General features: G+C 63.0%; 26 protein-coding genes. 12 read left to right on the forward strand and 14 right to left on the reverse strand.

Features of this window, described 5'->3' with window-relative positions; genetic code table 11:
* Positions 1-302: TfoX/Sxy family protein (locus FJ973_RS17440; protein WP_140556922.1), on the reverse strand; the 302-nt coding region annotated here is incomplete at its 3' end.
* Positions 303-394: 92 nt separating this feature from the next.
* On the opposite strand from FJ973_RS17440, the gene FJ973_RS17445 reads away from it, so the two are divergent.
* Complete coding sequence (locus FJ973_RS17445; protein WP_140556924.1) at positions 395-892, forward strand: GFA family protein; 498 nt, start codon at positions 395-397, stop codon at positions 890-892.
* Between the two features lie 161 nt (positions 893-1053).
* Here the strand turns inward: FJ973_RS17445 and sufA are convergent, their stop codons facing one another.
* The 7 genes from sufA to FJ973_RS17480 form a co-directional block, all read right to left on the reverse strand.
* Positions 1054-1434 carry a Fe-S cluster assembly scaffold SufA gene (gene sufA, locus FJ973_RS17450; RefSeq protein ID WP_006206001.1) on the reverse strand — a complete coding sequence of 127 codons (381 nt, stop codon included), beginning with the start codon at positions 1432-1434 and terminating at the stop codon, positions 1054-1056.
* Positions 1435-1535: 101 nt separating this feature from the next.
* Positions 1536-1928, reverse strand: a complete 393-nt coding sequence (locus FJ973_RS17455; protein WP_140548939.1) for an SUF system Fe-S cluster assembly protein — start codon at positions 1926-1928, stop codon at positions 1536-1538.
* A gap of 5 nt (positions 1929-1933) precedes the next feature.
* The gene (locus FJ973_RS17460) at positions 1934-3169 is read right to left on the reverse strand and encodes a cysteine desulfurase (RefSeq protein ID WP_140556926.1); all 1236 of its coding nucleotides are present in this window, start codon (positions 3167-3169) and stop codon (positions 1934-1936) included.
* Between the two features lie 183 nt (positions 3170-3352).
* Positions 3353-4621, reverse strand: coding sequence for a Fe-S cluster assembly protein SufD (sufD, locus tag FJ973_RS17465; protein WP_140556927.1), 1269 nt, complete (start codon positions 4619-4621; stop codon positions 3353-3355).
* 25 nt (positions 4622-4646) lie between these two features.
* A complete protein-coding gene (gene sufC, locus FJ973_RS17470) occupies positions 4647-5402 on the reverse strand; it encodes a Fe-S cluster assembly ATPase SufC (RefSeq protein WP_140556929.1) in 756 nt (251 codons plus the stop codon).
* Positions 5403-5429: 27 nt separating this feature from the next.
* Entirely contained in the window at positions 5430-6947 is a 1518-nt protein-coding gene (sufB, locus tag FJ973_RS17475; protein ID WP_140493879.1) for a Fe-S cluster assembly protein SufB, read from the reverse strand.
* A gap of 185 nt (positions 6948-7132) precedes the next feature.
* Positions 7133-8296, reverse strand: a complete 1164-nt coding sequence (locus FJ973_RS17480; RefSeq protein ID WP_140557126.1) for a cysteine desulfurase family protein — start codon at positions 8294-8296, stop codon at positions 7133-7135.
* Between the two features lie 241 nt (positions 8297-8537).
* On the opposite strand from FJ973_RS17480, the gene FJ973_RS17485 reads away from it, so the two are divergent.
* Positions 8538-9212, forward strand: coding sequence for an alpha/beta hydrolase (locus FJ973_RS17485; RefSeq protein WP_140493883.1), 675 nt, complete (start codon positions 8538-8540; stop codon positions 9210-9212).
* Positions 9213-9227: 15 nt separating this feature from the next.
* Positions 9228-9878 carry an FMN-binding negative transcriptional regulator gene (locus FJ973_RS17490; RefSeq protein WP_140556931.1) on the forward strand — a complete coding sequence of 217 codons (651 nt, stop codon included), beginning with the start codon at positions 9228-9230 and terminating at the stop codon, positions 9876-9878.
* A 17-nt stretch (positions 9879-9895) separates the two neighbouring features.
* On the opposite strand, the gene FJ973_RS17495 is transcribed toward FJ973_RS17490, so the two are convergent.
* The 4 genes from FJ973_RS17495 to FJ973_RS17510 all read right to left on the reverse strand — a co-directional run bounded on the left by FJ973_RS17495 (position 9896) and on the right by FJ973_RS17510 (position 13507).
* Positions 9896-10564 (reverse strand): phosphatase PAP2 family protein, encoded by a 669-nt coding sequence (locus tag FJ973_RS17495; protein WP_246675897.1) that lies wholly within the window; start codon positions 10562-10564, stop codon positions 9896-9898.
* Between the two features lie 190 nt (positions 10565-10754).
* The gene (locus FJ973_RS17500; RefSeq protein WP_181170920.1) at positions 10755-12404 is read right to left on the reverse strand and encodes a glycosyltransferase family 39 protein; all 1650 of its coding nucleotides are present in this window, start codon (positions 12402-12404) and stop codon (positions 10755-10757) included.
* A gap of 43 nt (positions 12405-12447) precedes the next feature.
* Complete coding sequence (locus FJ973_RS17505; protein ID WP_140493889.1) at positions 12448-12780, reverse strand: lipid-A-disaccharide synthase N-terminal domain-containing protein; 333 nt, start codon at positions 12778-12780, stop codon at positions 12448-12450.
* Positions 12773-13507 (reverse strand): glycosyltransferase family 2 protein, encoded by a 735-nt coding sequence (locus FJ973_RS17510; protein WP_140556935.1) that lies wholly within the window; start codon positions 13505-13507, stop codon positions 12773-12775. Before FJ973_RS17510 ends, FJ973_RS17505 begins: the two co-directional genes overlap by 8 nt.
* Positions 13508-13805: 298 nt before the next feature.
* On the opposite strand from FJ973_RS17510, the gene tyrS reads away from it, so the two are divergent.
* On the forward strand, positions 13806-15092 hold the full coding sequence (tyrS, locus tag FJ973_RS17515) for a tyrosine--tRNA ligase (RefSeq protein ID WP_140556937.1): 1287 nt from the start codon (positions 13806-13808) through the stop codon (positions 15090-15092).
* Here the strand turns inward: tyrS and FJ973_RS17520 are convergent.
* The gene (locus FJ973_RS17520; RefSeq protein WP_140556939.1) at positions 15067-18456 is read right to left on the reverse strand and encodes a DUF3971 domain-containing protein; all 3390 of its coding nucleotides are present in this window, start codon (positions 18454-18456) and stop codon (positions 15067-15069) included. The genes tyrS and FJ973_RS17520 overlap by 26 nt on opposite strands.
* 95 nt (positions 18457-18551) lie before the next feature.
* Between FJ973_RS17520 and FJ973_RS17525 the strand changes: the two genes are divergently transcribed.
* Positions 18552-19019 (forward strand): peroxiredoxin, encoded by a 468-nt coding sequence (locus FJ973_RS17525; protein WP_140493897.1) that lies wholly within the window; start codon positions 18552-18554, stop codon positions 19017-19019.
* A gap of 160 nt (positions 19020-19179) precedes the next feature.
* Positions 19180-20484, forward strand: coding sequence for a M23 family metallopeptidase (locus FJ973_RS17530; protein WP_140556941.1), 1305 nt, complete (start codon positions 19180-19182; stop codon positions 20482-20484).
* A 36-nt stretch (positions 20485-20520) separates the two neighbouring features.
* Here the strand turns inward: FJ973_RS17530 and FJ973_RS30950 are convergent, their stop codons facing one another.
* Positions 20521-20688, reverse strand: a complete 168-nt coding sequence (locus FJ973_RS30950) for a hypothetical protein (RefSeq protein ID WP_181168489.1) — start codon at positions 20686-20688, stop codon at positions 20521-20523.
* Positions 20689-20837: 149 nt separating this feature from the next.
* On the opposite strand from FJ973_RS30950, the gene FJ973_RS17535 reads away from it, so the two are divergent.
* The 6 genes from FJ973_RS17535 (at position 20838) to FJ973_RS17560 (ending at position 26089) form a co-directional block, all read left to right on the forward strand.
* The gene (locus tag FJ973_RS17535; RefSeq protein WP_140556943.1) at positions 20838-22001 is read left to right on the forward strand and encodes an ROK family transcriptional regulator; all 1164 of its coding nucleotides are present in this window, start codon (positions 20838-20840) and stop codon (positions 21999-22001) included.
* Positions 22001-22765, forward strand: coding sequence for an ATP-binding cassette domain-containing protein (locus FJ973_RS17540; RefSeq protein WP_140493903.1), 765 nt, complete (start codon positions 22001-22003; stop codon positions 22763-22765). The genes FJ973_RS17535 and FJ973_RS17540 overlap by 1 nt, the downstream gene beginning before the upstream one ends.
* Positions 22766-22804: 39 nt before the next feature.
* Positions 22805-23845 (forward strand): sugar ABC transporter substrate-binding protein, encoded by a 1041-nt coding sequence (locus FJ973_RS17545; protein WP_140556945.1) that lies wholly within the window; start codon positions 22805-22807, stop codon positions 23843-23845.
* A 105-nt stretch (positions 23846-23950) separates the two neighbouring features.
* Positions 23951-24946, forward strand: a complete 996-nt coding sequence (locus FJ973_RS17550) for an ABC transporter permease (protein WP_140556947.1) — start codon at positions 23951-23953, stop codon at positions 24944-24946.
* Positions 24943-25728, forward strand: a complete 786-nt coding sequence (locus FJ973_RS17555; protein ID WP_140522020.1) for an SDR family oxidoreductase — start codon at positions 24943-24945, stop codon at positions 25726-25728. The genes FJ973_RS17550 and FJ973_RS17555 overlap by 4 nt, the downstream gene beginning before the upstream one ends.
* A gap of 157 nt (positions 25729-25885) precedes the next feature.
* Positions 25886-26089 (forward strand): CsbD family protein, encoded by a 204-nt coding sequence (locus tag FJ973_RS17560; protein ID WP_140493912.1) that lies wholly within the window; start codon positions 25886-25888, stop codon positions 26087-26089.
* Positions 26090-26492 lie beyond the last annotated feature (403 nt).

Consider the following 26492-nt stretch of genomic DNA (forward strand, 5'->3'; position numbering starts at 1 on the left):
GCCTCATAGGCCCGCCGCGCCCATACCGCCATCTCGTCGGGGTCGTCGAAGGCACTATCGGGAATACTCCAATAGGGCATCGCCACCAGCTTGCCGTGGCGAGACCCGGTGTAGGTCCACTGCGCGCAGCCGGCGGCCTCGAAGTCGGGCGCGCTTTGCTCGTCCGCTTTCAGCATCAATTCGCCGCGCAACACGATGGCGACGATGACGCCGTCGGCATAGATGCCCTTGCCGCCGAACAGTTTGCGGATGCTGACCGGGCCCAGGCTCTGGAAGAGTTCTTCTATGCGTTCATTGTCCATGCGCGGATCATGTCACCGCGATTCGGCCTTGTCATCGGCGCAACCAAAACCATGCTGACAGGTTGAAGGATGGCCGATCGGAGTTTCCCGCCATGCCTGTCCTGCTCAAAGGCTCCTGCCGCTGCAATGCCGTTCGTTTCGAGGTGGAAAGCCACACGCCCGTGCCGTTCATGCTGTGCTACTGCTCGATCTGCCGCAAGCAGCAGGGCGGCGGCGGTTTTGCCATCAATCTCGGCGCCAACTACGAGACGATGACCATCCGCGGCAAGAGGAGCCTCGGCGTCTATTGGGCCGAGATCGAGGACGACGAACATCCGCATTGCGAGATCTCGACCGGAGAGCGCAATTTCTGCCGCAAATGCGGATCGGCGCTGTGGCTCTACGACCCGACCTGGCCGGAACTCGTCCATCCCTTCGCCTCGGCGATCGACAGCGACCTGCCGAAACCGCCGAGCAAGGTGCATCTGATGCTGAAATACAAGGCCAACTGGGTCGAGCCCGATGTCGGGCCGAGCGACAAGGTGTTCGACGTCTATCCCGAGGAATCGATCGCCGACTGGCATAAGCGGACCGGGACGTGGGTGGAGTGAGTGTCTTCGCTGCGTTCTAAGGGAGGTGAGGAGTGGTCTGCGCAGCAGGCGGGAAGCCAATTGCGCGGCTTTTCGAATGACGAACGCCGGCAGCGGGGCTATCGCTGCCCCTCATCCGGCCCTGGGGGACACCTTCTCCCCGTAAACGGGACGAAGGAAGGTCAGGCGGAGGCGCGTGCTTCTGCCAGCGCCTTGAGGTCGGCCGGCTTCAGTTCGACGGATTCGCCGCAGCCGCAGGCCGAGCTCTGGTTCGGGTTGCGGAAGGTGAAGCCGGTGCGCAGCGTCGTCTGCTCGAAATCCATCTCGGTGCCGAACAGGAAAAGTGCTGCTTCCGGCGCGACATAGACATGGGCGCCGTCGCGCTCGATGTGGTCGTCCTTGGTATTGGGTTCGGTCACCAGGTCAACCGTGTATTCCATGCCGGCGCAACCGCCCTTCTTGATGCCGAGGCGAATGCCATGCGCATTCTCACGCGTGGCAACGATCTCGCGCACCCGGTCGGCGGCCTTTTCGGTCATCGTGATGACGGCAAAGCGTCCCATCTTTTTCCTTCTCCATTCCATGCAGGTTCAAGGCCTGCCGAATGATTCCTCACCTAAAATGGTGAAGTTTTACCACTGGCGCAAGTGTGCCGGACTCGACGTCAGTACCAGCCCACCGCCACCTGCGCCTCTTCCGACATGCGATCGGGCGACCAGGGCGGGTCGAATGTCATGTTGACCTCGACGCCCGACACGCCTTCGACGGCGCCGACGGCGTTCTCAACCCAGCCCGGCATCTCGCCGGCCACCGGGCAGCCGGGCGCGGTCAGCGTCATGTCGATCTTGACTGAGCGGTCGTCCTCGATGTCGATCTTGTAGACGAGGCCAAGCTCGTAAATATCGGCCGGGATTTCCGGGTCGTAGACCGTCTTCAGCGCCGAAACGATGTCGTCGGTCAGCCGCGCCAGTTCGTCGGCGGGAATGGCGGACGCGGAAACCACCGCATTGGCGGCCGCTTCGGGAACAGCATCGGTGGCTGTGCTGGCATCTTCCATTATCGTCACCCGAAAAACTTGCGCGCTTTTTCCAACGCATCAGCCAAAGCATCGACTTCGGCTCGCGTATTATACATGCCGAACGACGCCCTGCATGTGGAGGTTACGCCGAAGCGTTTCAACAGGGGCTGGGCGCAATGGGTGCCCGCGCGCACAGCCACGCCTTGCCGGTCGATCACCATCGACACGTCATGGGCATGAATGCCTTGCAGCTCGAACGAGATGATGGCGCCCTTGCCGGGCGCGTCGCCGAAGATGCGCAGCGAGTTGATGGCGCGCAGCCGCTCGTGCGCATAGTCCTTCAAATCGGCCTCGTGCGCGGCGATGCGCTCGCGGCCGATCTTTTCCATGTAATCGAGCGCGGCGCCGAGCCCGATCGCCTGGACGATCGGCGGCGTACCGGCCTCGAAGCGGTGCGGCGGGTCGTTGTAGGTGACGATGTCTTCGGTCACCTCCTCGATCATCTCGCCGCCGCCCATGAACGGACGCATGCGCTGCAAGATGTCCTTCTTGCCATAGAGCACACCGATGCCGGAGGGACCGTAGACCTTGTGGCCGGTGAAGACGAAGAAATCGCAGTCGAGGTCCTGCACGTCGATGGGCATATGGACAGCGCTCTGGCTGCCGTCGACGAGCACGGGAATGCCGCGCGAATGCGCGATGCGCACGATCTCCTTGATCGGCGTCACCGTGCCCAGCGCGTTCGACATCTGCGTGATAGCGACCAGCTTTGTGCGGTCGGTCAGTCGCTTCTCGAATTCCTCGATGTGGAAGACGCCGAGATCGTCGACCGGCACCCAGACCAGTTTGGCGCCCTGCCGCTCGCGGATGAAATGCCATGGCACGATGTTGGAGTGGTGCTCCATGATCGACAGCACGATCTCGTCGCCCTCGCCGATATTGGGCATGCCATAGCCATAGGCGACCGTGTTGATCGCCGATGTCGTGTTCGAGGTGAAGACGATATTGTCGGTGCTCGGCGCATTGAGGAAGCGGCGAACCGTCTCCCGCGCCTTCTCATAAGCGTCGGTCGCGGCATTGGACAGGAAATGCAGGCCGCGATGGACGTTGGCGTATTCCTGGGCATAGGCGTGCTGGATGGCGTCGAGCACCGCCTGCGGCTTCTGCGCCGAGGCGCCATTGTCGAGATAAACGAGAGGTTTGCCGTAGACTTCGCGCGACAGAATCGGGAAATCGCGGCGGATCGCCTCGACGTCGTAGGTTTCGACTTTCTGGTCCATCATAAGCTCTCTTGAGGCACCGCCCCATTCCGTCCAACACCCCTCATCCGTCTCGGCGCTTCGCGCCGATCCACCTTCTCCCACAAGGGGAGAAGGTCAGGCGCTCTTCCTTCTCCCCTTGTGGGAGAAGGTGGCCGCGAAGCGGCCGGATCAGGGGTGTTCGCCGGAGCGAGCCCTATCCACTCATCCATGCGCCGCAAACCAGCCGTCGAGCCTGGTCTCCAGGGCCTCGACGATCACCTCGTCGTCCAGTTCCTCGATCACCTCGGCGATGAAGGCCTTCACCAGCAGACCACGGGCGCTCTTCTCGTCGATGCCGCGCGCCATCAGGTAAAACAGATGGTTGTGGTCGATCTCGGTGACGGTGGCGCCATGACCGCAGACCACGTCGTCGGCGAAGATTTCGAGTTCCGGCTTGGTCGAGAACTCGCCGTCGTCCGACAGAAGCAGCGTGTTGCAAGCCATTTTGGCGTTGGTCTTCTGCGCGTATTGATGGACGTTGATGCGGCCCTGGAAGACGCCACGCGCCTTGCCGGTCACGACATTGCGGATCACTTCCGTCGACGTGGTGTGCGGCACCGCATGATCGAGCACCATGGTGGTGTCCGTGTGGGCGTCGCCGGCCAGCAGGTTGATGCCGCGCAATTGGAAGTCGGCGCCCTCGCCCGTCGTCTTCACCACGACCTCCTGGCGCACGAGCTTGCCGCCGGCGTTCATGACGAACAGCGTCAGCTTCGCATTCTTGCCGATATGAGCCTTGAACTGCGCCAGATGCGTTGCCGTGTCCGGCTGCTCCTGGATGATCAGCCACGTCACCTCGGCGCCTTCGCCGAGCACGAGCTGGCTGACCGAGCTGACAAGGGCCGCGCCCTCGCCGGCCTGGCGTTCGACGATCACAGCCTTGGCGTCGGCGCCGGCGCGCACGGCCAGGCGTACATGCGCCTGGCCGCCGGCCAGCAGGTTTTGCAATTCGATCGGCTTTTCCACTTGGGTGCCATCGGCGATGTCGACGAAATAACCGTCGGCGACGAAAGCCGTGTTCAACGCCCCGATGGCATCGTCGCTGCCGTAGGGCTCGAGCCCAGGCGCGATGCTGCCGTCGGTCAGTTTCTCCGACAGGCACTGGACGCTGACGCCTTCGATTGCGGGCGTTTTGGCGCTCGACACGCCGTTGAGAAGCGGCAACACGGTGGAACCTTCAACGACTGGCGCGATGGCTTTGGCCACGGCCGTCGGGTCGAAGTCCGGCACCGCATTCAGCAGCCGGCGCAGGTCGGTGTAGTGCCAGGATTCGATACGCCGGGTCGGCAGTCCGTGCTTCACCGCCTCGATGGCGTCGTCGCGCTTCAACATCACCGCGCCGTCGCCCGGCAGCAGCGACAACCGTTCGCCGAAAGCGTCGATCAACGCTGTTTCGGCCGGTGTCCGCTGGGGTTGTGTGTGCATGTTCATCAGTTTGACCTTGCCTTCTGGCATCTCACGCGGCTTCACCGATCACGCCGGCATAGCCATTGGCCTCGAGGTCGAGCGCCAGCGATTTGTCGCCGGACTTGATGACCTGGCCCTTGTAGAGCACGTGCACGGTGTCGGGCACGATGTGTTCGAGCAGCCGCTGATAGTGCGTGATGACGACAATGGCGCGCTCGGGCGAGCGCAACGCGTTGACGCCATCGGAAACGATCTTGAGCGCATCGATGTCGAGCCCGGAATCGGTCTCGTCAAGCACGCAGAGCTTTGGCTCCAAAAGCTTCATCTGCAGGATCTCGGCGCGCTTCTTCTCACCGCCGGAGAAGCCGACATTGAGCGGCCGCTTCAGCATGTTCATGTCCATGTTGAGCGAGCCGGCGGCTTCCTTCACCCGCTTCAGGAATTCGGGGATCTTCAGCGGCTCCTCGCCGCGCGCCTTGCGCTGCTCGTTCATGGCAACCTTCAGGAACTCCATAGTCGCCACGCCCGGTATCTCCATCGGATACTGGAAGGCCAGGAAAATCCCCGACGTCGCGCGCTCGGCCGGATCCATTTCGAGGATCGACTGGCCGTTGTAGAGGATATCGCCCTCGGTGACCTCGTAGTCCTCGCGGCCGGCGAGAATGTAGGACAGCGTCGACTTGCCCGAGCCATTCGGCCCCATGATGGCCGCGACCTCGCCGGCTCTCACCGAGAGGTTCAGGCCGCGGATGATTTCGGTGCCGTCATCGACGATGCGGGCATGCAGGTTCTTGATCTCAAGCATTCTTTTGTTTCCTGAATATCTGTCCGGTCAGCCGACCGAGCCCTCGAGCGAAATCCCGATCAACTTCTGTGCCTCGACGGCGAATTCCATCGGCAGCTGCTGGATGACGTCCTTGACGAAGCCATTCACGATCAGCGCGATCGCTTCCTCCTCCGGAATGCCGCGCTGCATGACGTAGAACTTCTGGTCCTCGGAAATCTTCGACGTCGTCGCCTCATGCTCGAACTGAGCCGTCGCGTTCTTGGCTTCCATGTAGGGAACCGTGTGGGCGCCGCACTGGTCGCCGATCAGCAGCGAGTCGCAGTTGGTGAAGTTGCGCGCGTTGGTCGCCTTGCGGTGCGCCGAAACCTGGCCGCGATAGGTGTTCTGCGAAAAGCCGGCGGCGATGCCCTTGGAGATGATGCGGCTCGACGTGTTCTTGCCGAGATGGATCATCTTGGTGCCGCTGTCGACCTGCTGGTAGCCGTTCGACACGGCGATCGAATAGAACTCGCCGCTGGAATCGTCGCCGCGCAGGATGCAGCTCGGGTATTTCCACGTGATCGCCGAGCCGGTCTCGACCTGCGTCCACGAGATCTTCGAGCGGTGGCCACGGCAATCGCCGCGCTTGGTAACGAAGTTATAGATGCCGCCCTTGCCCTCGGCGTCGCCGGGGTACCAGTTCTGCACCGTCGAATATTTGATCTCGGCATCGTCTAGCGCCACCAGTTCGACGACTGCGGCATGGAGCTGGTTCTCGTCGCGCTGCGGCGCCGTGCAGCCTTCGAGATAGGAGACGTAGGCCCCCTCCTCGGCGATGATCAGCGTGCGCTCGAACTGGCCGGTGTTCTTCTCGTTCATGCGGAAATAGGTCGACAGTTCCATTGGGCAGCGAACGCCCTTGGGCACGAAGACAAACGAGCCGTCGGTGAAGACGGCCGAATTCAGCGTCGCATAAAAATTATCCGACGTCGGCACGACCGAGCCGAGATATTTCTTCACCAGTTCCGGATGCTCGCGGATGGCTTCCGAGATCGAGCAGAAGATGACGCCCGCCTGCGCCAGTTCCTTCTTGAACGTGGTGACGACGGATACCGAATCGAACACGGCGTCGACGGCGACGCGGCCGGACTTGTAGACGTTGTCGCTGGCTTCCTCGAGCTCGGACGCATCGGTCTTCTGCACGCCGGCCAGGATCTCCTGCTCCTTCAGCGGAATGCCGAGTTTCTCGTAGACCTTCAAGATCTCCGGATCGACGTCGCTGAGCGAGCTCGGTCCGGGCGTGCTCTTCGGCGCCGCGTAGTAATAGATGTCCTGGAAATCGATCTTGGGATAGTTGACGCGCGCCCAGGTCGGCTCTTCCAGCGTCAGCCAGCGCCGATAGGCTTCCAGACGCCATTCCAGCATCCAGGACGGTTCGTCCTTCTTCGCTGAAATGAAACGGATGATGTCTTCGCTCAGGCCCTTGGGGGCCTTGTCGACAGCGATTTCGGTCTGGAACCCGTATTTGTATTGGTCGACGTCGATCTTTCGGACCCGATCGATCGTGTCCTGCACAGCAGGCATATGCGTTCTCCATCCACGCCGGGGTCAAGGCCCGACAGTTTTCAAACTATGGCACCGCCGGATAAGCACCCAAGGAGCACCCGCGGCGGCGTAAGTTTCATATAGTGCGCCTCGGCCGGAAATTCACCCGGCCAGCATGAAACGCACGGCTCTACCAGGCCGAAAGGCCCAAATTCGTCCAACCGCTACGCGGCCTTCTCCTTGCCCACCCGACGTGCGGCGATTTCTGCCAACGCCAGGCGGAACGCCTCGATGTCCTGCGCGCCGGTCGCCGCGCCGATCGACAAGCGCAACGCACCCGGACTGTCACCTTGACCCATGGCCTTCAGCACATGGCTCGGACCGACTTTACCCGACGAGCAGGCGGAACCCGCCGACAGCGCCACACCGGCCAGGTCGAAGGCGATCTGTACCGTTTCGGCCTTGGCGCCGGGAATAGCGAAGAATGTCGTGTTGGCAAGCCTCGGTGCGCCGGTTCCGAAGATTTCCACGTCCGGTATCAACATTTTAACGATGGCCTCGATCTCGTCGCGGCACCGACGCAGGGCGTCGATGGCCTCCAATCCGATGAGAGCCTCCCGCGCCGCCGCGCCAAATCCCGCAATGCCGGGCAGGTTCTCGGTGCCGCCGCGATGGCCCTTTTCCTGGCCACCGCCGTTGATGAGCGGCTTCGGCATCATCAGATCGGCAGCGGCGACGATGGCGCCGACGCCCTTGGGGCCGCCGATCTTGTGCGACGACAGTATCAGATAGTCGGCGTAACCCGCCGAAATGTCGATTGAAATGCGCCCTGCCGCCTGAACCGCGTCTACGACGAGGACACCGCCGACCGACTTTACGATTTCGGCGATACGATCGACCGGCTGGATGACACCAGTCTCATTATTGGCGGCATGGATTGCCACCAGCGGCAGGCCGGCGGCCTTATCGTGCGCGGCAAGCGCGTTTGCCATTGCTTCGAGGTCGACAATTCCATTGGCGTCGACGCCGATCCGCGTCACCTGCGAGGCCGGGAAGGACCCGCCGTTCAACAGGCAGGGGTGGTCGGCTTCGCAGATATAGAGATGGCTCATGCGGATGATCCCGCGCCCCATCCGCCAATCGGGCGTCAGCAGCGTCGAGGCGGCTTCCGTGGCGCCTGACGTGAACACGACATGCCCAGCCTTGGCCTTCACCAATTCCGCCACATCACGCCTTGCAGTTTCGATCAGGCGACGCGCCGCACGCCCCTCGGCATGGACCGATGATGGGTTGGCGGCCACATCGAGCGCCGCGACCATAGCCTCGCGTGCCGCTGCAAGCAGCGGCGCACTGGCATTGTAGTCGAGATAGGCGCGCATTCCGGCCATTTTCTTCCAGTTGGTCCCGTCAGAAGCCATTCCACCGAGATATCGCGTTATTTCCTTGAAATTCCAAGGCAAGCCGTCCTATTTACGCGGCTTGCGGCGCGGGCAGCCGGACGATTGCGTTCCGGCCACCCAGTTTTGAACAATTCTAAACTAGCTTCTATGAAGACGCTCGCCCTGCGTCAAGGCCAGAGGAAGGTTCTCCGGGCGCCGCGCATTCTTATTACCCAAGTTGGAGTATTTCATGCCTGAGGTCATTTTCACCGGTCCGGCCGGCCGTCTGGAGGGTCGCTACCAGCCCTCGAAGGAAAAGAGCGCGCCGATTGCCATTGTCTTGCATCCGCACCCGCAATTCGGCGGGACGATGAACAACAAAATCGTCTACGACCTCTTCTACATGTTCCAGAAGCGCGACTTCACCACGCTGCGCTTCAATTTCCGCGGCATCGGGCGCAGCCAGGGCGAATTCGATCACGGCACCGGCGAATTGTCGGATGCGGCCGCCGCACTCGACTGGGTGCAGTCGCTGCATCCGGATTCCAAGAGTTGCTGGGTTGCCGGCTATTCGTTCGGCTCGTGGATCGGCATGCAGCTTTTGATGCGCCGGCCCGAGATCGAAGGCTTCATCTCGGTCGCGCCGCAACCCAACACCTACGACTTTTCCTTCCTGGCGCCCTGCCCCTCCTCGGGGCTCATCATCCATGGCGACGCTGACAAGGTGGCGCCGCCGAAGGACGTGCAAGGCCTGGTCGACAAGCTGCACACGCAAAAGGGCATCACCATCACGCAGAAGACCTTGCCCGGCGCCAATCATTTCTTCGCCAACGATGCCGAACTGCTGATCGAGGAATGCGCGGATTATCTCGATCGCCGGCTGGCCGGCGAATTGTCGGATCCGCGCCCGAAGCGGCTGCGCTAAGGACGGATAATCGCAATGTACCAGCCTCCTCATTTCCAGGAAACACGGCCGGACGTGCTGCACGGGCTGATCCGGGCACATCCACTCGGCCTGCTGGTTTCCAGCGGACCCGAGGGGCCGGTCGCCGACGCCATTCCGTTCCTGATCGACGCCGATGTCGGGCCAAACGGCAGGCTGCGCGCACATCTGGCTAGAGCCAATCCGCAATGGCGGCTTATCGCCGACAATCCGGCCTCGACGGTGCTGATCGTCTTCCAGGGTACCGACGCCTATGTGACGCCGTCCTGGTACGAGACCAAGCGCGAGACCGGCAAGGTGGTGCCAACCTGGAACTATGCCATCGTGCAGGTGCGCGGCACCGCGAAGGTGATCGATGATCAGGACTGGCTGGCGCGGCAGATCGCCGACCTGACGGCTTCGCAGGAAGGCACGCGTGAGGCGCCATGGGCGGTAACGGATGCGCCTGCCCCGTTCATTCAGTCGCAGATCAAGGGCATCATCGGGCTGGAGATCGAGATCGGCGAAATCCATGGCAAATGGAAGGTCAGCCAGAACCGTCCCGTCGCGGATCGCGCAGGCGTTGCGCACGGGCTTGAAAGCGAGACGGCAAATTCGTCCGACATGGTGAACCTGGTAAGGTCCTATGGCGGACTGAACGGCGACTAAATCCCAGGCTCGATGAATCAGACGGCCGTTCGGCTTGTTCGACCGATCAGCCGAAACGTCTGCTTGCGCACCGGCAATCCCGATCGTGTCGGGCTGAAGATGAAGCCGAGCCGGGCAAAGACCAGTCCGCAAACCAGCGCGAAGGCAAAGCCAAGACCAAAGCCGGCGACGGTATCACTCGGATAATGCGCGCCGACGAAGACCCGCGTCGAGGCGATGCAGGCCGTGATCGGCAAGGCGATGTACCAGCGCCGCGGGAACAAAAGCAGCAGGATGCCGAACACGGCCCCCATCGTCGTGGCGTGACCGGACGGAAAACCGGCAAAGCGCGCATCGAAGGCGAAGGGACGCAGAGACAGCACACCAAGATCCTGAAAATAGAGCGGGCGCGCGCGGCCGATCGCATATTTCAGGACATTGACCAGCAGGCCGGACAGGCCGATGGCGCTCAACGCAAGGAACGCCAGGCAGGTCCAATTGTAGACGAGTATCAATGACCGCCGCGACAGGCTTCGCCAGTCCGTCAGATTGGCCCCTATGAGCAAGAGTGCCGGAGGGATGAGATACCAGCCGCCTAGGCCGAACTGCGTCAGGAACTCGGCAAGCCGGCCGAAGCCCGCCGACCACCTGCCGTGCAGCAGTCCCGCCGGGGTGTCGAGGCCGACGAATGCCGCTGCCGTCAGCAAAATCCAGGTTGAGATCCAGAGCGGCCATAGGACCTTGGGATACGAGGCGGAACGAGCGGCGAAGCGCCCTCTGACGATCCGCAGCGTGTCGCGGAAATTTCCAACGGACCGACGCACCACCGCAGCGGGCGCAATGGAAACGGAAGGGCGCGGTTTCACCAGCATTGAAAACCGGATCCCATTGTCGAACTCATTGGGCGATACGGTAGAGGCCGAGCGACATTTTGTCTCCCGATGAAAAGTTGAGCCCGTCGATCGTCGTAAGATGGCTCGCCGCCTTGCCTTGCCCCGCCAGCAATCCATTGAGTTTCTGCTCATCCTCGACCGGCGCCAGCCCCAGCGCGCAGGCGGGGTCGGCAAGCAGATGCTTTGCCACGCCATCGATGTCGGTCAGTATCGTTTTCGTGCCCACCAGGAACACAAGGCTCGGCTCGTGATACCGCGCCGACGCCAGCACCGAGTCGTCGCAGGGCTTGTAGGCACGCACAGCCTCGTTGATCGCCGGGCTCAGCCATATCGGCGTCAGGGACGGGGCGATGACACCAAACAGCAGCCCGTAGGTGATGCCCGCACAGGCGGCGACGGCGCCGATACGGGCAAGCGGCACTTGCAGCTGTCGCGAGAAGGCCAGGTAGCCGGCGCCGAGCGCTGATGCGGCCGCCGGAATGCTCCACCACGAGAAAGCATGGGTGAGATAGATCGGGGCGCCCACACAGACCGCGGCCAAGCCGAGGCTGACCACGACCAGGCCGAAGGCAGTCGACCACCACAACCATTGCTGCCAGCGCCGGAGCGGCGCATTGGCTTCCTGCGGCTGCAATGTCAAAAGCCACCCGATCAGCAGCGCCATGCCGGGATAGGCCGGCAGCACGTAGTGCGGCAGCTTGGTCGGAATCAGTTCGAATACCAGCCAGAAGGGGATGTACCAAGCGAGGCAGAAGCGCAGCCTGACATCGTCGCGCAGCCGGTTGAGGGCTTGCAGGCCGGCGCCGACGGCGATCAGGCCGAACGGCCACATGAATAGCGAATAGGTCAACATGTAGAAGCCGGGCGGCAGGCCGTGCGATTCCTCGCCCTGGGCGACCTTGCCGAGCATATCCTTGCCGACAGCCTGCTGGAGGAAGGCGCCGTCGCTTTTCCAGGTGATCAGGGCGAGCCAGGGCAACACGATCAGGACGACGAGCAGCAGGCCGCGCCCCACCTTGAGCTTCGACAGCCAGCGCCCGTCGCGTTCGAATGCAAACAAGACAGCGATGGTGAGCGCCGACAGCAGTGGGGCGATCGGCCCCTTGATGAGGATCGCGACCCCTTGCGCCAGCCAGAATATCCACCACAGATGGCCGGCGACGGGCTCGTTGCGGCGCGATGCCAGGTAAATCTGCGCCAGCGCGCCCTGCGCCGCCACGCAGCAGGCCAGCAGCATCGCATCGGTCTTGGCGTCGCGGCCCTCGAAGGCGGTGGCGAAGATCGCCGCCATCACCAGGCCGGCGGCGATGCCGGCACTGGCTCCGAAAAGCCTGGTGCCCGTCCAGGCGATGCCGAGAACGGCCAGGGCGATGCCCAGCGTCGACACCAGGCGGTAGACCCATATTGGTGCGGCGGCGCCCTTGCCGCTCAGAGCCACGGCCGCGGATTGCAGCCAATAGATGCCGATCGGCTTCTGGTAGCGCGAAGCGTCCTGAAAGCGGATGTCGACATAATCGCCGCTCTCGACCATCTGCTTGGTGGCCTGGACGAAGCGCGGCTCGTCACGGTCCAGCGGCGGCATGGACGCAAGTCCCGACACCGTCATCACCAGGCTGAACAGGAAAAGAAGGATGTAGTTCCTGTTCAGCGCCATATTCCAGCCTCTCCGACCATTCTTCCCTGATGCGCAAAGCCGCTCAATCGACCTTCGTCATCGCCGCCTTGCGTTCATTGGCGATCAGCCAGAGATTTCTGATGTAGATGAACAAGCCCATGCCCTGGCCGGCGATGAACACCGGGTCCTGCCGCTTGATCGCATAAATCAGCAACAGACCTCCGCCGAACAGCGAGAAGAACCAGAAGGCGATCGGCACGACGCTTCGCTTGGCCTTTTCCGATGCGAGCCACTGCACGACGAAGCGCATGGTGAAAAAGAACTGGGCGACGAAGCCGAGCAGGATCCACGCGTTGAACTGTTCGATGAAGACCCGGTGGATCCAGGTCACCAGTTCCTGAAGCACGTTAACCATGCGTGATTTCCTCTACTTTTGGCATCCGGCGACGCCTGCGGCGCAGCCACCAGACGCCGCAGAGATCGAGCACGCCCTGCAGGCCGCGGTCGAAAATTCCGTAGTTCGACTTGCCGTGGCGGCGGGAGCGGTCGACGACGTCGCAATGCACGACATGGTATCCTTCCTGGATGACCAGCGCCGGAACGAAACGATGGGTGCCGTCGAAGAACGGCAGCTTGCGCAGGATCTCGGTGTGGACCGCCTTCAGGCCGCAGCCTGTGTCGCGCGTCTCGTCATGCAGGATGGCGTTTCTCAGCCAGTTGGCGAACCGCGATGCCAGTTGCTTGACCTTGCTGTCGCGGCGCTTCAGGCGTTGCCCTTGCGCGGCACCGTAGCCGGGCCCGGCCCGCCGCAAGGCGTCGACCAGCATGGGAATGTACTGAGGATCGTTCTGGCCATCGCCGTCGATCGTGGCGACAATGTTTCCGCGCGCCGCCCAGGCGCCGGAGCGTACCGAGAGGCTCTGGCCGGCGGATTTCTCGTGCCGCAATTCCCTGACGGGAAACGGGCGAAGTGCTGCCTGCCTGGCGAGAACGGCTGCGGTTTCGTCGGTCGAGCCGTCGTTGACGATGATCAGTTCGAAGTCGCGCCCGGTCATCGCCGCCTCGATCTCATCGATCAGCAGCGGCAGGTTTGCCGCCTCGTTCCTGCAAGGAATGACGATGGATATCAATGCGTCCGGCATGTCGCGTGGGGCTCTGTCGTCGGATATGGCATTGGGTGGATGCCGTGCGGTGCCGCTTGAGGTCGTGGGCTGCAAGGACCTTTTGGCGCGCGCCTCATTACGCCAGCACAAACAATGAAGCAAGCATCCGCGCGAGAGGCGGCTTGCGGCGTTTCAACAACAAGTGATTGCCAAGCCCCTGGTCGAAGTGCGATCGGGCGCAAAACCGGAATCCACTTTTGCTGATCGCGCTTGGGTGCTAAACGCGCGCTTTCACATACGCCCGCGCCGGACGGGCGGACGCTTCGGGAAAGAAAAAATGCCTGCCTTCAAATCCGATTTCCTGCGCACGATGAGCGAGCGCGGCTTCATCCACCAGACTTCGGATGATGCCGGGCTGGACGATCTCTTCGCCAAGGAGACGGTGACGGCCTATATCGGCTTCGACGCGACCGCCAAGAGCCTGCACGCCGGCTCGCTGATCCAGATCATGATGTTGCACTGGCTGCAGCAGACCGGCCATCGGCCGATCGCCTTGATGGGCGGCGGCACCTCGATGATCGGCGACCCTTCCTTCAAGGACGAGGCGCGCAAGCTTCTGACCCCGCGCGACATCGACGACAATCTCGCCGGCATCCGCCGTAATTTCATGCCGTATCTCAAATTCGGCAGCGGCCCGAATGACGCGATCATGGTCAACAACGCCGACTGGCTGATGGAGATCAACTACGTCAATTTCCTGCGCGACGTCGGCCGTCACTTTTCGGTCAACCGCATGCTGGCGTTCGATTCCGTCAAGCTGCGGCTCGACCGCGAGCAGTCGTTGTCCTTCCTCGAATTCAACTACATGATCCTGCAGGCCTACGACTTCGTCGAGCTCTACAAGCGCCTCGGCTGCCGTCTGCAGATGGGCGGCTCCGACCAGTGGGGCAACATCATCAACGGCATCGATCTCGGTCGCCGCATGGAGGACGCGCAGCTTTATGCGCTGACGACGCCGCTGCTCACCACCTCGTCGGGCGCCAAGATGGGCAAGTCCGCCACGGGCGCGGTCTGGCTCGATGCCGAGATGCTCTCGCCTTACGAATTCTGGCAGTATTGGCGCAACACCGAGGACGCCGATGTCGGCCGTTTCCTGAAGCTCTACACGACGCTGCCGTTGGACGAGGTGGCGCGCCTGGAGAAGCTCGGTGGGTCCGAGATCAACGAGGCGAAAAAGATCCTCGCCACGGAGATCACCGCGTTGCTCCATGGTCGCGGCGCCGCCGAACAGGCCAGCGAAACCGCACGCAAGACCTTCGAGGAAGGTGCCCTCGCCGAGACGCTGCCGAGCGTCGAGGTTGAAAACGCAAAGCTCGAAGCCGGCGTCGGCATCCTGGCGCTGCTGGTGACCGCCGGGCTGGCGGCGTCCAACGGCGAAGCGCGGCGGCATGTGCAAGGCGGTGCGGTGCGGCTCAATGATCAGCCTGTCAGCGATGACCGTCGCACGGTCACGCTTCAGGATTTGAGTCCGGAAAACGTCGTAAAGCTTTCACTCGGCAGGAAAAAACACATTTTGGTGCGGCCGATCTCAGGCCCCTTCACCGGTACTCGAAGATCGACCTGAATATCCCCGGCGCGATCACCGAGAGCGGGTTGATGTCGAGCAGCGGCTTGTTGGCGTTGCCCTTGAGCCGGTAGGTCACGCCGATCAGGCCGCGGTCGCGGCCATTGCCCAAAAGCGCGCCGACGATGGGCAGTTCGCCGAAGATGCGGTTGAGGCCGTAGACCGGCATGAAGGTGCCGGTCATGTCCATGTTGTTGTTCTGGTCATAGAGCGTGCCCTGGAACGTCGTGCCGATGCGGGGACCGCGCAGCACGCCATTGGCCAGCCTGAGATAGCCGCTGCCCTTCTCTATCTCGGCGTAGCCGCGTTCGAACTGTACCCGCGAGGTATCGAGCTTGCCCTTGACCGCCTGATTGAGGCTGCGGCTATCGCCTGCCGGGGTGGTCGAGACGATGGACGCGAGCTTCGGTTCGTTGACGACGAAGAAGTTCGTCGTGTCCACCTTGCCCTTCATCGGCCCGTCGCCCGCTCCCGACAAGGCCAGGGCAATCGCCCCACCTTCCATGTGCTCGTAGATGTTGAGGAATCTCAGTATCGCACCGGCGTCCGCCGACTGTACGTTGAGCGAGCGTCGGCCGGCGCTGCTCGTGTTGCTGATGGCTATGGCGGCTCCCGAACTTGCAGTGGCGCTGACCTTCAGCCCGTTCACCTTCGAACCGGCCGCGCTGTAGTCGAGCTTGAGGTTGGACAGTTGCTCGTCGTGGAAACCGGTCAGCCGATCGACGTCGGCGCTGACGGAAATCGCGTCGGCGCCCGTCGTCTTGGTCGCGGTGTCGACGTCGGAGGTGAACTGCTTGATCAGCGAGCGGGCATCCAGGGCGTTGCCGCTGATGTTGACTGCATAGCCCCTGCCCGATCGCTTGACGGATACCGCCACGTCGTCGCCCCGGTTCAGCGCGACTTTGCTGAACTTTGCCGACGACAGGGCCCCGTTGACCAGCACGATGTTGCCGTCGACGGAAAATGTCTTGCCGCCGAGGTCGAAGTCGGACAGCGTCGTGGTATCGCCGGACGTGGTCATGACGAATGTAGCACTTGCGGGAATCCCTGCCCCCTTGCTCCATCCGGCCCAGGGGATGTCGAGCCTGGCATTGGTCAGGTCGGCCGAGACGTTCTGGTTGCCGTCGCCGCTTTTGTCGATCGCGACCTTCACGGTTCCGCCCAACAACGGGGCCAGCCCCGGCATGGCGGCGGCGCGGATCTTGTCGTCGAGCACCAGGGCCACCTTGCGGCTGCGTGCTGGTCCGCCATCCTCCAGCGGCTCGATCAGGTCGAGTTCGGCGGGAATGCCGTTCAGGGATGCCTTGGCGGAAATGACAGCCTTTTCAGGGTCGACCGTGACGGAACCGTCGGCATCCGTCACGGTCTGGCCTTCGAACGGCTTGGCCAATGAAAGCCCGCTGTAGTCGAGCGATACCAGCCAATCGAGCTTCGAGCTGTCGACACCAGATTGCAGCGGAATATCGGCCCTGACATGGCCGGTGACGCTGCCGGACAGGTCTTCGGGCAGGAAGCCGACATGGCGCATGGCATTGATCGGCTCGTAGGAGGCAAGTTCAGCGACCGCGGACGCTTCGCCGGCAACGTCGATGTCGAGCGCGCCGACGACCGGCGGGCGGTTGGCCGCCTTGACGGTCAGCGTGCCGTTGCTGGCCGCCACGGTGCGGCCGCTGGGCATGAAGACGGTGCCAGAGGACAGGGAGATATCGACGTCATTGCCGTGGAAGGCGACGACACCGACGGCATCGCGTATCGGCGGAATGCGGCCAGCCGTGTCGAAACGCGATCCTTCGATCTGGAAGCGGCCGAACACCTCGTCGGCGGAAAGCGGCACGCCATTGCCGAGGCGATCAGGCACCACCTGAAATTGAAGATTGGCATCGACGACGCGGCCGCCGAACAGATTGTCCAATACCCAGAGCCGCGCGTTGCGCGCCGAAAACCATGGCCAAAGCTGCTTGACGTGCGAGACCGGCATGTCATGCACGTTGAGCGCCAGATTGATGCCTGGAGCCTTGCCATCAACGAACTGCACGGCCGCGGTTCCAAGGACCTCGCTGGAAGCGGCCGACCGGACTGCGATCTGATCGGCTACCAATTTATGGCTTTTGGTCTGGTAGACGCCGGCGATGCGGGCAAGGAAGGTGAGCGCTGGCTCCGGCGATTCCGAAGGCGCCAGTGTCGAGCCGTCACTGGTCAGATCGTATCGGTAGGCCGGCTCCTCTCCGGCGGCGCCGGTCGCGGGCCTGGGCCCGATCGAGCCGGCGAAATCGAAGGTCGAGCGGCCGGTCTTCAGCAACAGCCTGTCCACCTGGATCTTGTTGCTGCCGCGGACGAGCGTGGCGCCGAGATCGACATCGGCCGACAGCAGGCCACGCGTGCCGAGATCAAGCACCGATCCCCTGGACGACAGGGCAGCCGTCAGCCGCGACGCGGTGTCGCCGGCTCCTTGCGACCCTTTGAGCGTCACGCTGAGCGCCCCCAACTTGCCGCCGGACGCCGTGGCGCCGCTCTCGCCGCCGTCTTCGGCGATGCCGACGGTGGCATCCAGCGATATCACGCGCCGGGTCTCGGCATCGCGGCTGGCGGATGCGGCGACGGTCACCGCCTTGCCGTCGACATTTGCCTGCGAGGAGAACTCCATGCCGCCTGTCCCCGACTGCAGGACGACCGCGTCGGCGACTGTGATCAACCTGACCGCCTCGGTGTCGGGCAAAACGAATGCCACATTGTGAAGATCGATACGGTGCAGCGATTCCTCGCGCACCGCATCGAGAGCGTGATTGATGTTGGCAAAGAGCGCATCGGACAGTTTTTCGGGATCGATCAGCCCGTCCCGATTGCGCAGCTCGGCCGTCCAGTCGCCGCCCGACGGCATCGCCGCGGTAACGATGCGCGCATCGGAAATCCTGGCGCTGGTCAGCCGCACCTCGCCTCGAAGCAGCGGCAGCAGGCGGATGCCGAAACGCACCCTGCCCGCATCGGCCATGGGTTTACCGTCGCTGGCCTTCAGGCTGACGTCGCTCACCTGGAGCGCGACGAAGCTCGAACTGTCGAGGGTGATGCGGGCGGGCCCGACCGCAACATCGACATCGACGCCCGCAAGCTTCTCGATGGCGGCCTCCGCCTCGACGCGCAGCCGGTCGGCCCCTATTCCGGAGACACCGATGAGATAGACAGCCACCGCCGCCAGCAGCACCAGCGCAACGGCGCCGGCAAACAGCCGCGATAGGATACGAAAGCCGCGGCCGATCGCCGCCTGGCCGAGCGGCGGAACGCGGCAAGCCGATGGCAAGGCGCCCAGGTCGGTGATTTCATCCCGCCTGAACCTGATCTTCTCGTGCTGCGGTTGCTCCTGATCCACGCAATTTTCCGTTCTACGAACTCGCTCGTGGACGAATCCCCGCTCGACACTATATCGGTGTGGCTTCGCGCGTAACCTCAAACAAGGGCATGGATATGGCTGACCTCAATGTGGGCGATCCCGCGCCGCAATTCGAGTTGCCGCGGGACGGCGGTGGTTCGCTCAGCCTGGCCGGCTTTGCCGGCAGACCTGTCGTCCTCTACTTCTACCCACAGGACGACACCACCGGCTGCACCGCCGAAGCGATCAGCTTTTCGCAGCTGAAGCCGGAGTTCGAGAAGGCCGGCGCCGTCGTGATCGGCCTGTCGCCCGACAGCGCCAGGAAGCACGACAAGTTCAAGTCGAAATACGATCTTACCATCGACCTTGCCTCCGACGAGGAGCGCAAGGTGATCGAGGCCTACCACCTTTGGGTCGAAAAATCGATGTATGGCCGCAAATACATGGGTGTCGAGCGCGCGACGTTCCTGATCGGCCGCGACGGGCGCATCGCCAGGATCTGGCGCAAGGTGCGCGTCAAGGGCCATGCCGAGGAGGTGCTGGAAGCTGTGCGGGCGATTTGAGGGGGGCGCCTCCGCGCCCTTGTTTTCAGAAAGCGATGCGAAGCAACCCCATGCTCGCTTTGCGGGCAATTCTTGCCGGCGTCTTGCTTCGGCAAAGCTTTGTTAACCTTAATAATGTGTAGTCGGGCTGTCGTGGTGTCGTAAACGAAAGCTTGGTCCCGTGAACGCAACCGGTCAGTCCGCGATCTTTGGCAGGCGCAAGGAACCGCATACAGTCATCATCGCCCGCGGCAGCGAGATCAGGCACTTCACGATCCGGCCCTGGCTGGTTGTATTTCTCGGTTCGGCGCTGGCGGCGATCGCCATCGGTTACCTGCTGGCCACCTCCTATCTCGTGCTGCGCGACGACCTGATCGGCGCCACCACCGCGCGCCAGGCGCGCATGCAGCAGGCTTACGAAGACCGCATCTCGGCGCTTCGCGCCCAGGTCGACCGCATCACCAGCCGGCAGTTGCTTGACCAGCAATTGATGGAAACCAAGGTGAGCGAGCTTTTGGAGCGCCAGACGCAACTCAGCCAGCGCCACGGCCGCCTCGGCCCGCTGCTCGACCGCGCCGAAAATGAAGTCGGCGCAGCGACGGCCGAAGATCCGGCAGTGCCGGCAAAGCCTGACAAACACGCCGAAGTGACCGGCAGCATCGCCCAGCCTGCTCAAAGCTACGCGCTGGCCAGCCTCGGCGCCGCCCCTGGCGCCGCCGACACCAGGCCGTTCTCCCTGTGGGCGACCCGCTCCGATCCGCTGCCGAACGATTCAGCCGCCGATCGTGCCGACAAGCTGTTCATTTCGATCAACAAGTCGTTGAAATCCATCGAGAATGACCAGCTCACGCGCATCAGCATACTTGCTGACAACGCCTACAAGAATGCCGACGCCATAACCCAGGCGCTCGAGGCGGCCGGGCTGCCGGTCGACAGCGACTTCGGCAAGAACGAAAGCGATGTCGGCGGACCGCTGATCCCGCTTGACAGCTCGATGTTTTTCGACAGCAAGGTCAAGGAACTGGACGAGGCGCTGGACACGCTCGACCAGCTCAAGAAGGAAGCACGCCGGCTGCCGCTCGCGAATCCCGCACCCGGTCATTCCGTCACCAGCCCGTTCGGGGTGCGCACCGACCCGATCCTCGGCACGGCCGCCCTGCATTCGGGAATGGACTTCAGGGCGCCGATCGGCATGGCGGCCAAGGTCACCGCGCCAGGCGTGGTCATCAAGGCGGGCTGGAATGGCGGCTATGGCCGCATGGTCGAAGTCGATCACGGCAATGGGTTTGCCACGCGCTATGGACATCTCAGCGAAATCGACGTGACCGTGGGCGAAAAAGTGGATGCCGGCGCTGTCATCGGCAAGACCGGCAGCAGCGGTCGCTCGACCGGCCCGCATCTGCATTACGAAGTCCGCCACAATGGCGAAGCGATCGATCCTTTGCGTTTCCTCACGGTCGGCAAGAAGGTCGCGCAGTATCTCTAACGCACGGGCCCAGGCCGCCGCCATCCCGCGCCGTCCTCATTGCTTTTTCGCATCCTTGTCGCCGTTCAGGGCTTTTCCCTTTCGAGGCGACCGCAAATTGTCGAAGCCCATATAGTGGTCGGTATCAGATGTGTTCCATCTGCCGCCCAGGCAGATGATGGCAATGGCCGCGGCGAAGATCAGCAAGACATAAATCTTATCCATGTACCGCCATCTAGGGCGCGGTGATCAGCCGGACACCGGCCGGCTTTTCCGCCGTAGCGGGCGCGTCGCTCAAATGCGGTGCATTTTTGAATTCCATTTGACTGAATAAATATTTGGTGCCAACCTTGCCTCAACCGGGGACGCAAGGCATGGCATTGCGAGGGACCAATCAGGAGTTCGGGCGGCCGTACAACCGACGCATCGTGCTCGAATCGATCCGCCGGTACGGTCCCATCGCCAGGGGCGATATCGCCAGGCATGTCGGCCTCACCGTTCAAACCGTATCGACCATCGTTCGCGAACTGGAGGAGCAGGGTTACGTCCTGTCCGTACGCGAGGAGCCGAAGGGCCGTGGCCTGCCACCGGCGACGCTGCGCATCAATCCCGAGGGCGGCTATGCCGTCGGCATCCACCTGACGCCGCTGGGGATCGACGCGGCGCTGATCAATCTCAGCGGTGACGTGATCGACAGCTTGCACCGCGGGGCCCCCAACGCGACGCCCGATCATGCGTTCGACCAGGTCCGCGCCATGGTCCGCGACCTGACCGGAACGCGCGCCGCGGGCCGCGTCATCGGCATCGGCATGGCGCTTCCCGGCCCGTTCGGCGTGGACACGATGAGCTTCATCGGGCCGACCACAATGGCCGGCTGGAAGGACGTGGCGCTGCGCGAGCGGCTGACGGCGGCGACAGGATTGCCGGCCTTTTTCGACGGCGACATGGCTGCGGCCGCCATGGGCGAGCGCCTCTACGGCATCGGCGCCCAGCATTCCGAATATTACTATCTCTATTTCGGCGTCGGACTTGGCAGCGCCATGATGCATGACGGCAGCGTGCTGCGCGGCGCCTGGGGCAATGCCGGCGAGATCGGCCATATTCCCGTCGTTCCCAATGGCGAGCTTTGCCCGTGCGGCAATCGCGGTTGCCTCGAACGTTATGTCTCGCTCGAAGCGCGAGGGCGCTGGAAGGGCAGCGATGCCGATTGGGTCGCCGAGGTCGGCCCGATCTTCCGCAACGCCATTGCCATCATCGAGAACCTTTTCGACCCCGAGACGGTCGTGCTCGGCGGGCTGGCGGCGCCGGACCTGCTCGAACGCCTGGCGAGATCGGCTGCGCCTCTGCACAATTCGGTTTCGGCCCGCAAGGACCGCAAGACGCCACGCATCGTCGTCGCCGGCGGCGGCCAGCAAGCCGTGCTGCGCGGCGCGGCCGCATTGGCCGTCTCTGGCGTGTTGTCGCCACGCTTCGGCCAGATGTTCACCGCCGAGCGCGAACGCGGCCGCGATATTCTGATAGCCGGGGAGGTTGCCTGATGAGCGAACCCCTGCTGGTGCTCGACAACGTCACCAAGAACTACGGCGCAATCCAGGCGCTGAAGGGTATCAGCTTCTCGATCGGCAAGGGCGAGGTGGTCGCGTTGCTGGGCGATAACGGCGCCGGGAAGTCGACGCTGGTCAAGATCATCGCCGGCGGCCTGGAGCCCACCTCCGGCCGCATGCTGTTCGAAGGCAAGGAGTTCCTTGCCAAATCCCCCGCCGAGGCCAAGGCGGCGGGCATCGAGACCGTCTATCAGGACCTGTCGCTGTGCACGAATGTCGACGTGGTGGCCAATTTCTTCATGGGCCGTGAGATCACGCGCAAGGTGCTTGGCATTCCAGTGCTCGACGAGCGGGCGATGGAGGCCGTGGTCGGCAAGGCGCTTGCCAGCGCCGGCACCCGTATTCCGTCATTGCGCACCAATGTCGAGCATCTTTCGGGCGGCCAGCGGCAAGCCATCGAGCTCAACCGCTTCGTGCACTGGGGCGGCAAGCTGGTGCTGCTCGACGAGCCGTTCGCAGCGCTTGGCGTCGAACAGACGCGGCGCGGCCTCGACATGATCCGCCAGGTGGCGAACCAGGGCATCGGCGTCGTCATCATCACCCACATCATGCAGCAGGCCTTCCAGGTCGCAGACCGGATCGTAGTGATCCGGCAAGGCGTCGTGGCCGGCGATGTCGCACGCAACAAAACAAGTCCCGATGCGGTGATCAACATGATCACCGGGGAGACGCTTGCCGGTGCCGGACCGGCGGGCTGAGGGACAAAAGAGGGGTCCGGCACTAGAGGAGCCAACGACATGAAACGAATACTTCTTTCTGTCCTCGGTATCCTGGCACTGGCAGTTGCCACGCTCACGCCGGCATTCGCCCAGTCCAAGGGTACCGTCTACTACATGGTGCCGACCTTGCTCGATGAGTTCCAGACCGGCTCGGTGAGCGCGCTGGAACTGTTCCTGAAACAGGTCGGCTACGAGATGAAGACGCTGAACGCCGACAACAAGACCGACGCCCAGCAATCGCAGATGAACGACGTCATCGCGCTGAAACCGAAGGCGATCATCCTGGCCGCCGTCGACTTCAACGCGCTGAAGCCGTCGATCGAGGCCGCGCGCGCGGCCGGCATACCTGTCGTGGAATTCGATCGCCAGATCACCTCCACTCCGTCCGACTTCACCTCGGTAGCCGGCACTGTCGAGATCGGCCACGTCGCCGCCGAACAGGCCGAAGCGCTGCTGAAGGCCAAGAACGGCGCTGTGAAGGGCAAGATCCTGCAGGTGCTCGGCGACCCCGGCGATCCCTACACGCTCGACATCCAGAAAGGCTTTGAAGAGAAGATGAAGGCGTTCCCGGACGTCAAGATCATCTCGCTGCCGGCCATGCAATGGGAGGCCAGCAACGCCGGCACCATCGTCGCCGACCAGATGCTTGCCAACCCCGACATCGACTTGATCTTCAGCCACGCCGCGCATCTTTCGGTCGCCGCCGTCGCCTCGCTCGAGGCCGCCGGCAAGAAGCCGGGCGACGTCATGCTGATGAGTTCGAACGGCGCGCCGGTCGGCCTCGACCTGATCCGCAAGGGCTGGCTCAACGTCGAAGTCGAACAGCCGCTCTACGCGCAGGCCGCGGCGGTCGCCATGTTCATGGACAAGGTCGTCAACAAGCAGGAGATCAAGCCCGGCGACTATGACGTGCTTGGCCTGAAATCGGTGGTGACCAAGGAGGCCTGGGGCCCGAACATCAAGATCCCGGGTGCCGCGATCACCAAGGAGAACGTCGACAACCCGGCCTTCTGGGGCAACCAGAAGCCGCCGAAGGACACCGTGAAGTCCGTCGAATAAACCTTCCCCAGAACGGCTCCGGGCCACCCGCCCGGAGCCGCCCTGCCCGGCAGAATTGCCCGGCATAGAGCCGCCGCGGCATTCGAACCCAAACCGGATCAGCCCATGAGCCCCCGCACCCGTCAAATCCTCGAGTTCGTCCTCGATAATCTCGTCTGGTTCATGCTGGTCTTCGTGCTGGTGGTGTTCTCCCTTTTCATTCCCAACTATTTCCAGCTCGGTATTTTCGCCAACATCATCGAAGCCTCCAGCGTGCTAGGCGTGATGTCGATCGGCCTGGCGCTGGTCATCATCGCCGGGCACATGGACCTGTCGGTCGAATCGGTGGCTGCGCTCAGCGCCATGGTGGTCGGCATCCTGTTCTGCTCTTCGGGCATCGGCTTCGGCGTGCAGTTGCATCCGGACTGGCTGATGGTGCCGGTCTCGCTGCTGCTGGCGCTTGCCGTCGGCGGCGTCATCGGCGCCTTCAACGGATTCCTGGTCGTCAAGGTCAAGATGAGCGCCTTCATCATCACGCTGGCCTCCTACATCTGGGTGCGCGGCCTGGTGCTGGTCATTTCGGGCGGCCGCTCGGCGCAGGATCTGGCGCCTGCCATCCGCTGGTTCGGCATCCAGCGGCTGATCGGCCTGCCGCTCACCGCCTGGATCGCGATCGCCTGCTTCGTCGTCTTCTCGCTGATCATGGCCAAGACGCCTTTCGGCAGGCATCTGGTGATGATCGGCGGCAACGAGACGGCGACCTTCCGCGCCGGCATTCGCGTCAACCGCAACCTGATCATCGCCTTCGTGCTTGCCGGCGCCATAGCCGGCCTTGCCGGCTGGCTGCTCGCCATCCGCACATCGGGCGCCACCGCCAATCTCGGCGTCGGCCTGCTGTTCAACGCCTTTGCCGCCGTCGTCATCGGCGGCGTCAGCCTGAAGGGCGGCGTCGGCACCTTACCCGGCGTCTATGCCGGCGTGCTGCTTTTGTCGGCAATCAACACGGCGATCAATCTGATGGGCCTGCCCGCCAACTTCACCCAGGTCATTCACGGCCTGCTGGTGCTGGCGGCGGTTCTGCTCGACGCCTTCAAGCAAACCATTCGCCAGAGGCTCGCATGACCGTACGGCCAGAGACCGGAAGACTGTCGGGCAAAGTAGCGCTGATCGTCGGCGCCGCGCGCGGCATCGGCAAGGGCATCGCCCAACGTTTCGCCGAAGAAGGCGCCAGGCTTGTGCTTGCCGACACCGAGATCGAGGTGGGGCGAGCGACCGCCAGTGAACTTGACGCCGCCTTCATCGGCACGGACATCTCGCTTTTGGCCGATGTCGAGGCCGCCGTCGCGCTGGCGCTCGCGCACCATGGCCGCCTCGACATCATCGTCCAGAATGCCGGCATTTATCCCTGGCAATTGCTGGAGAACACCAGCCCGGACGACTGGGATCGCGTCATGGCGGTCAATCTGCGCGGCAGTTTCAATGCCGCCCGCGCCGCACTGGTGCCGATGAAGGCGCAGCGCCGCGGGCGCATGCTGTTCACCTCCTCGATCACCGGACCGCACGTCACCAGTCCCGGCCACGGCCACTATTCCGCGACCAAGGCAGGCATAAACGGGCTGATCCGTTCGGCGGCGCTCGAATTCGCCGGCTACGGCATAACCGTCAACGGCGTCGAACCCGGCAACATTCTCACCGAGGGAATGGAGCTTCACCGGGGTGCTGCCTTCATCAAGAACATGGAAGACGCCATTCCGCTCGGCCGGCTGGGCAGTCCGCGCGACGTCGCCAATGCCTTCCTGTTCCTGGCCTCCGACGATGCCAGCTACATCACCGGCACCACGATTGTCGTCGATGGCGGGCAATTGCTGCCGGAGGGGAGCGACTTCAGGCTGGCGCCGCCGTGAACAACGCGTGAGGGGAACAAGAAAGCCGGCGCACATCATCACTGATGCCAAGCGCAACCGCAGCGTTCCCGCTGGCGGTAATCGACGGGGATTTGGCCCACCGGAACCTCATGGCGATACACCCGTTCTTCCATGTGTGATTCAGGAGATAGCCACAATGGATTGGAACCGCGTCGAAGGAAACTGGAAGCAGGTCAAGGGTAAAGTCAAGGAGCAGTGGGGGAAGCTCACTGATGATGATCTCGACCGCATCGCCGGCAAACGCGATCAGCTTGAGGGCATTATCCAGGAACGCTACGGCATCGAGAAGGATCGCGTACGCCGAGACGTCGACGACTGGTATAGTCGGCAGGGCTGGTAGATAGCAGAGCTGCCATAAAAGGCGTCTTCCCGAGAGCCGTTATGCCTACGGTCGACGGGCTCCCCGCCTCTCCCGGCCGTCCGCATGATGGCGCGCGGCGCACAAGAAGCACAACGTCTACACCTTCAATATCTGCGGCCAGAAAGCCGATATGCGCTATCTACGCTAGGGATGAACAGCCGAACCACAAGCCCCTTGAGATCGGCTGGAACTCGCGCATGTCGCGCAGATGTTCCGTTATCGCGGAATATCGAACCAGAAGGTTTTCTGGCATTATACTTCTTGGCGGACCCCAACCCGCCTGGCCGGCGTCCTGCAAGTCGGGTTTACCCCACCCGCCCCCAAAAAAGGGCGCCGGCCACCTTGGCTCGGCACGGCGCCAAGTACATCGTTATTCAAGCAG

Origin of the sequence: Mesorhizobium sp. B2-1-3 (assembly GCF_006442495.1) — a bacterium.
GTDB lineage: Bacteria > Pseudomonadota > Alphaproteobacteria > Rhizobiales > Rhizobiaceae > Mesorhizobium.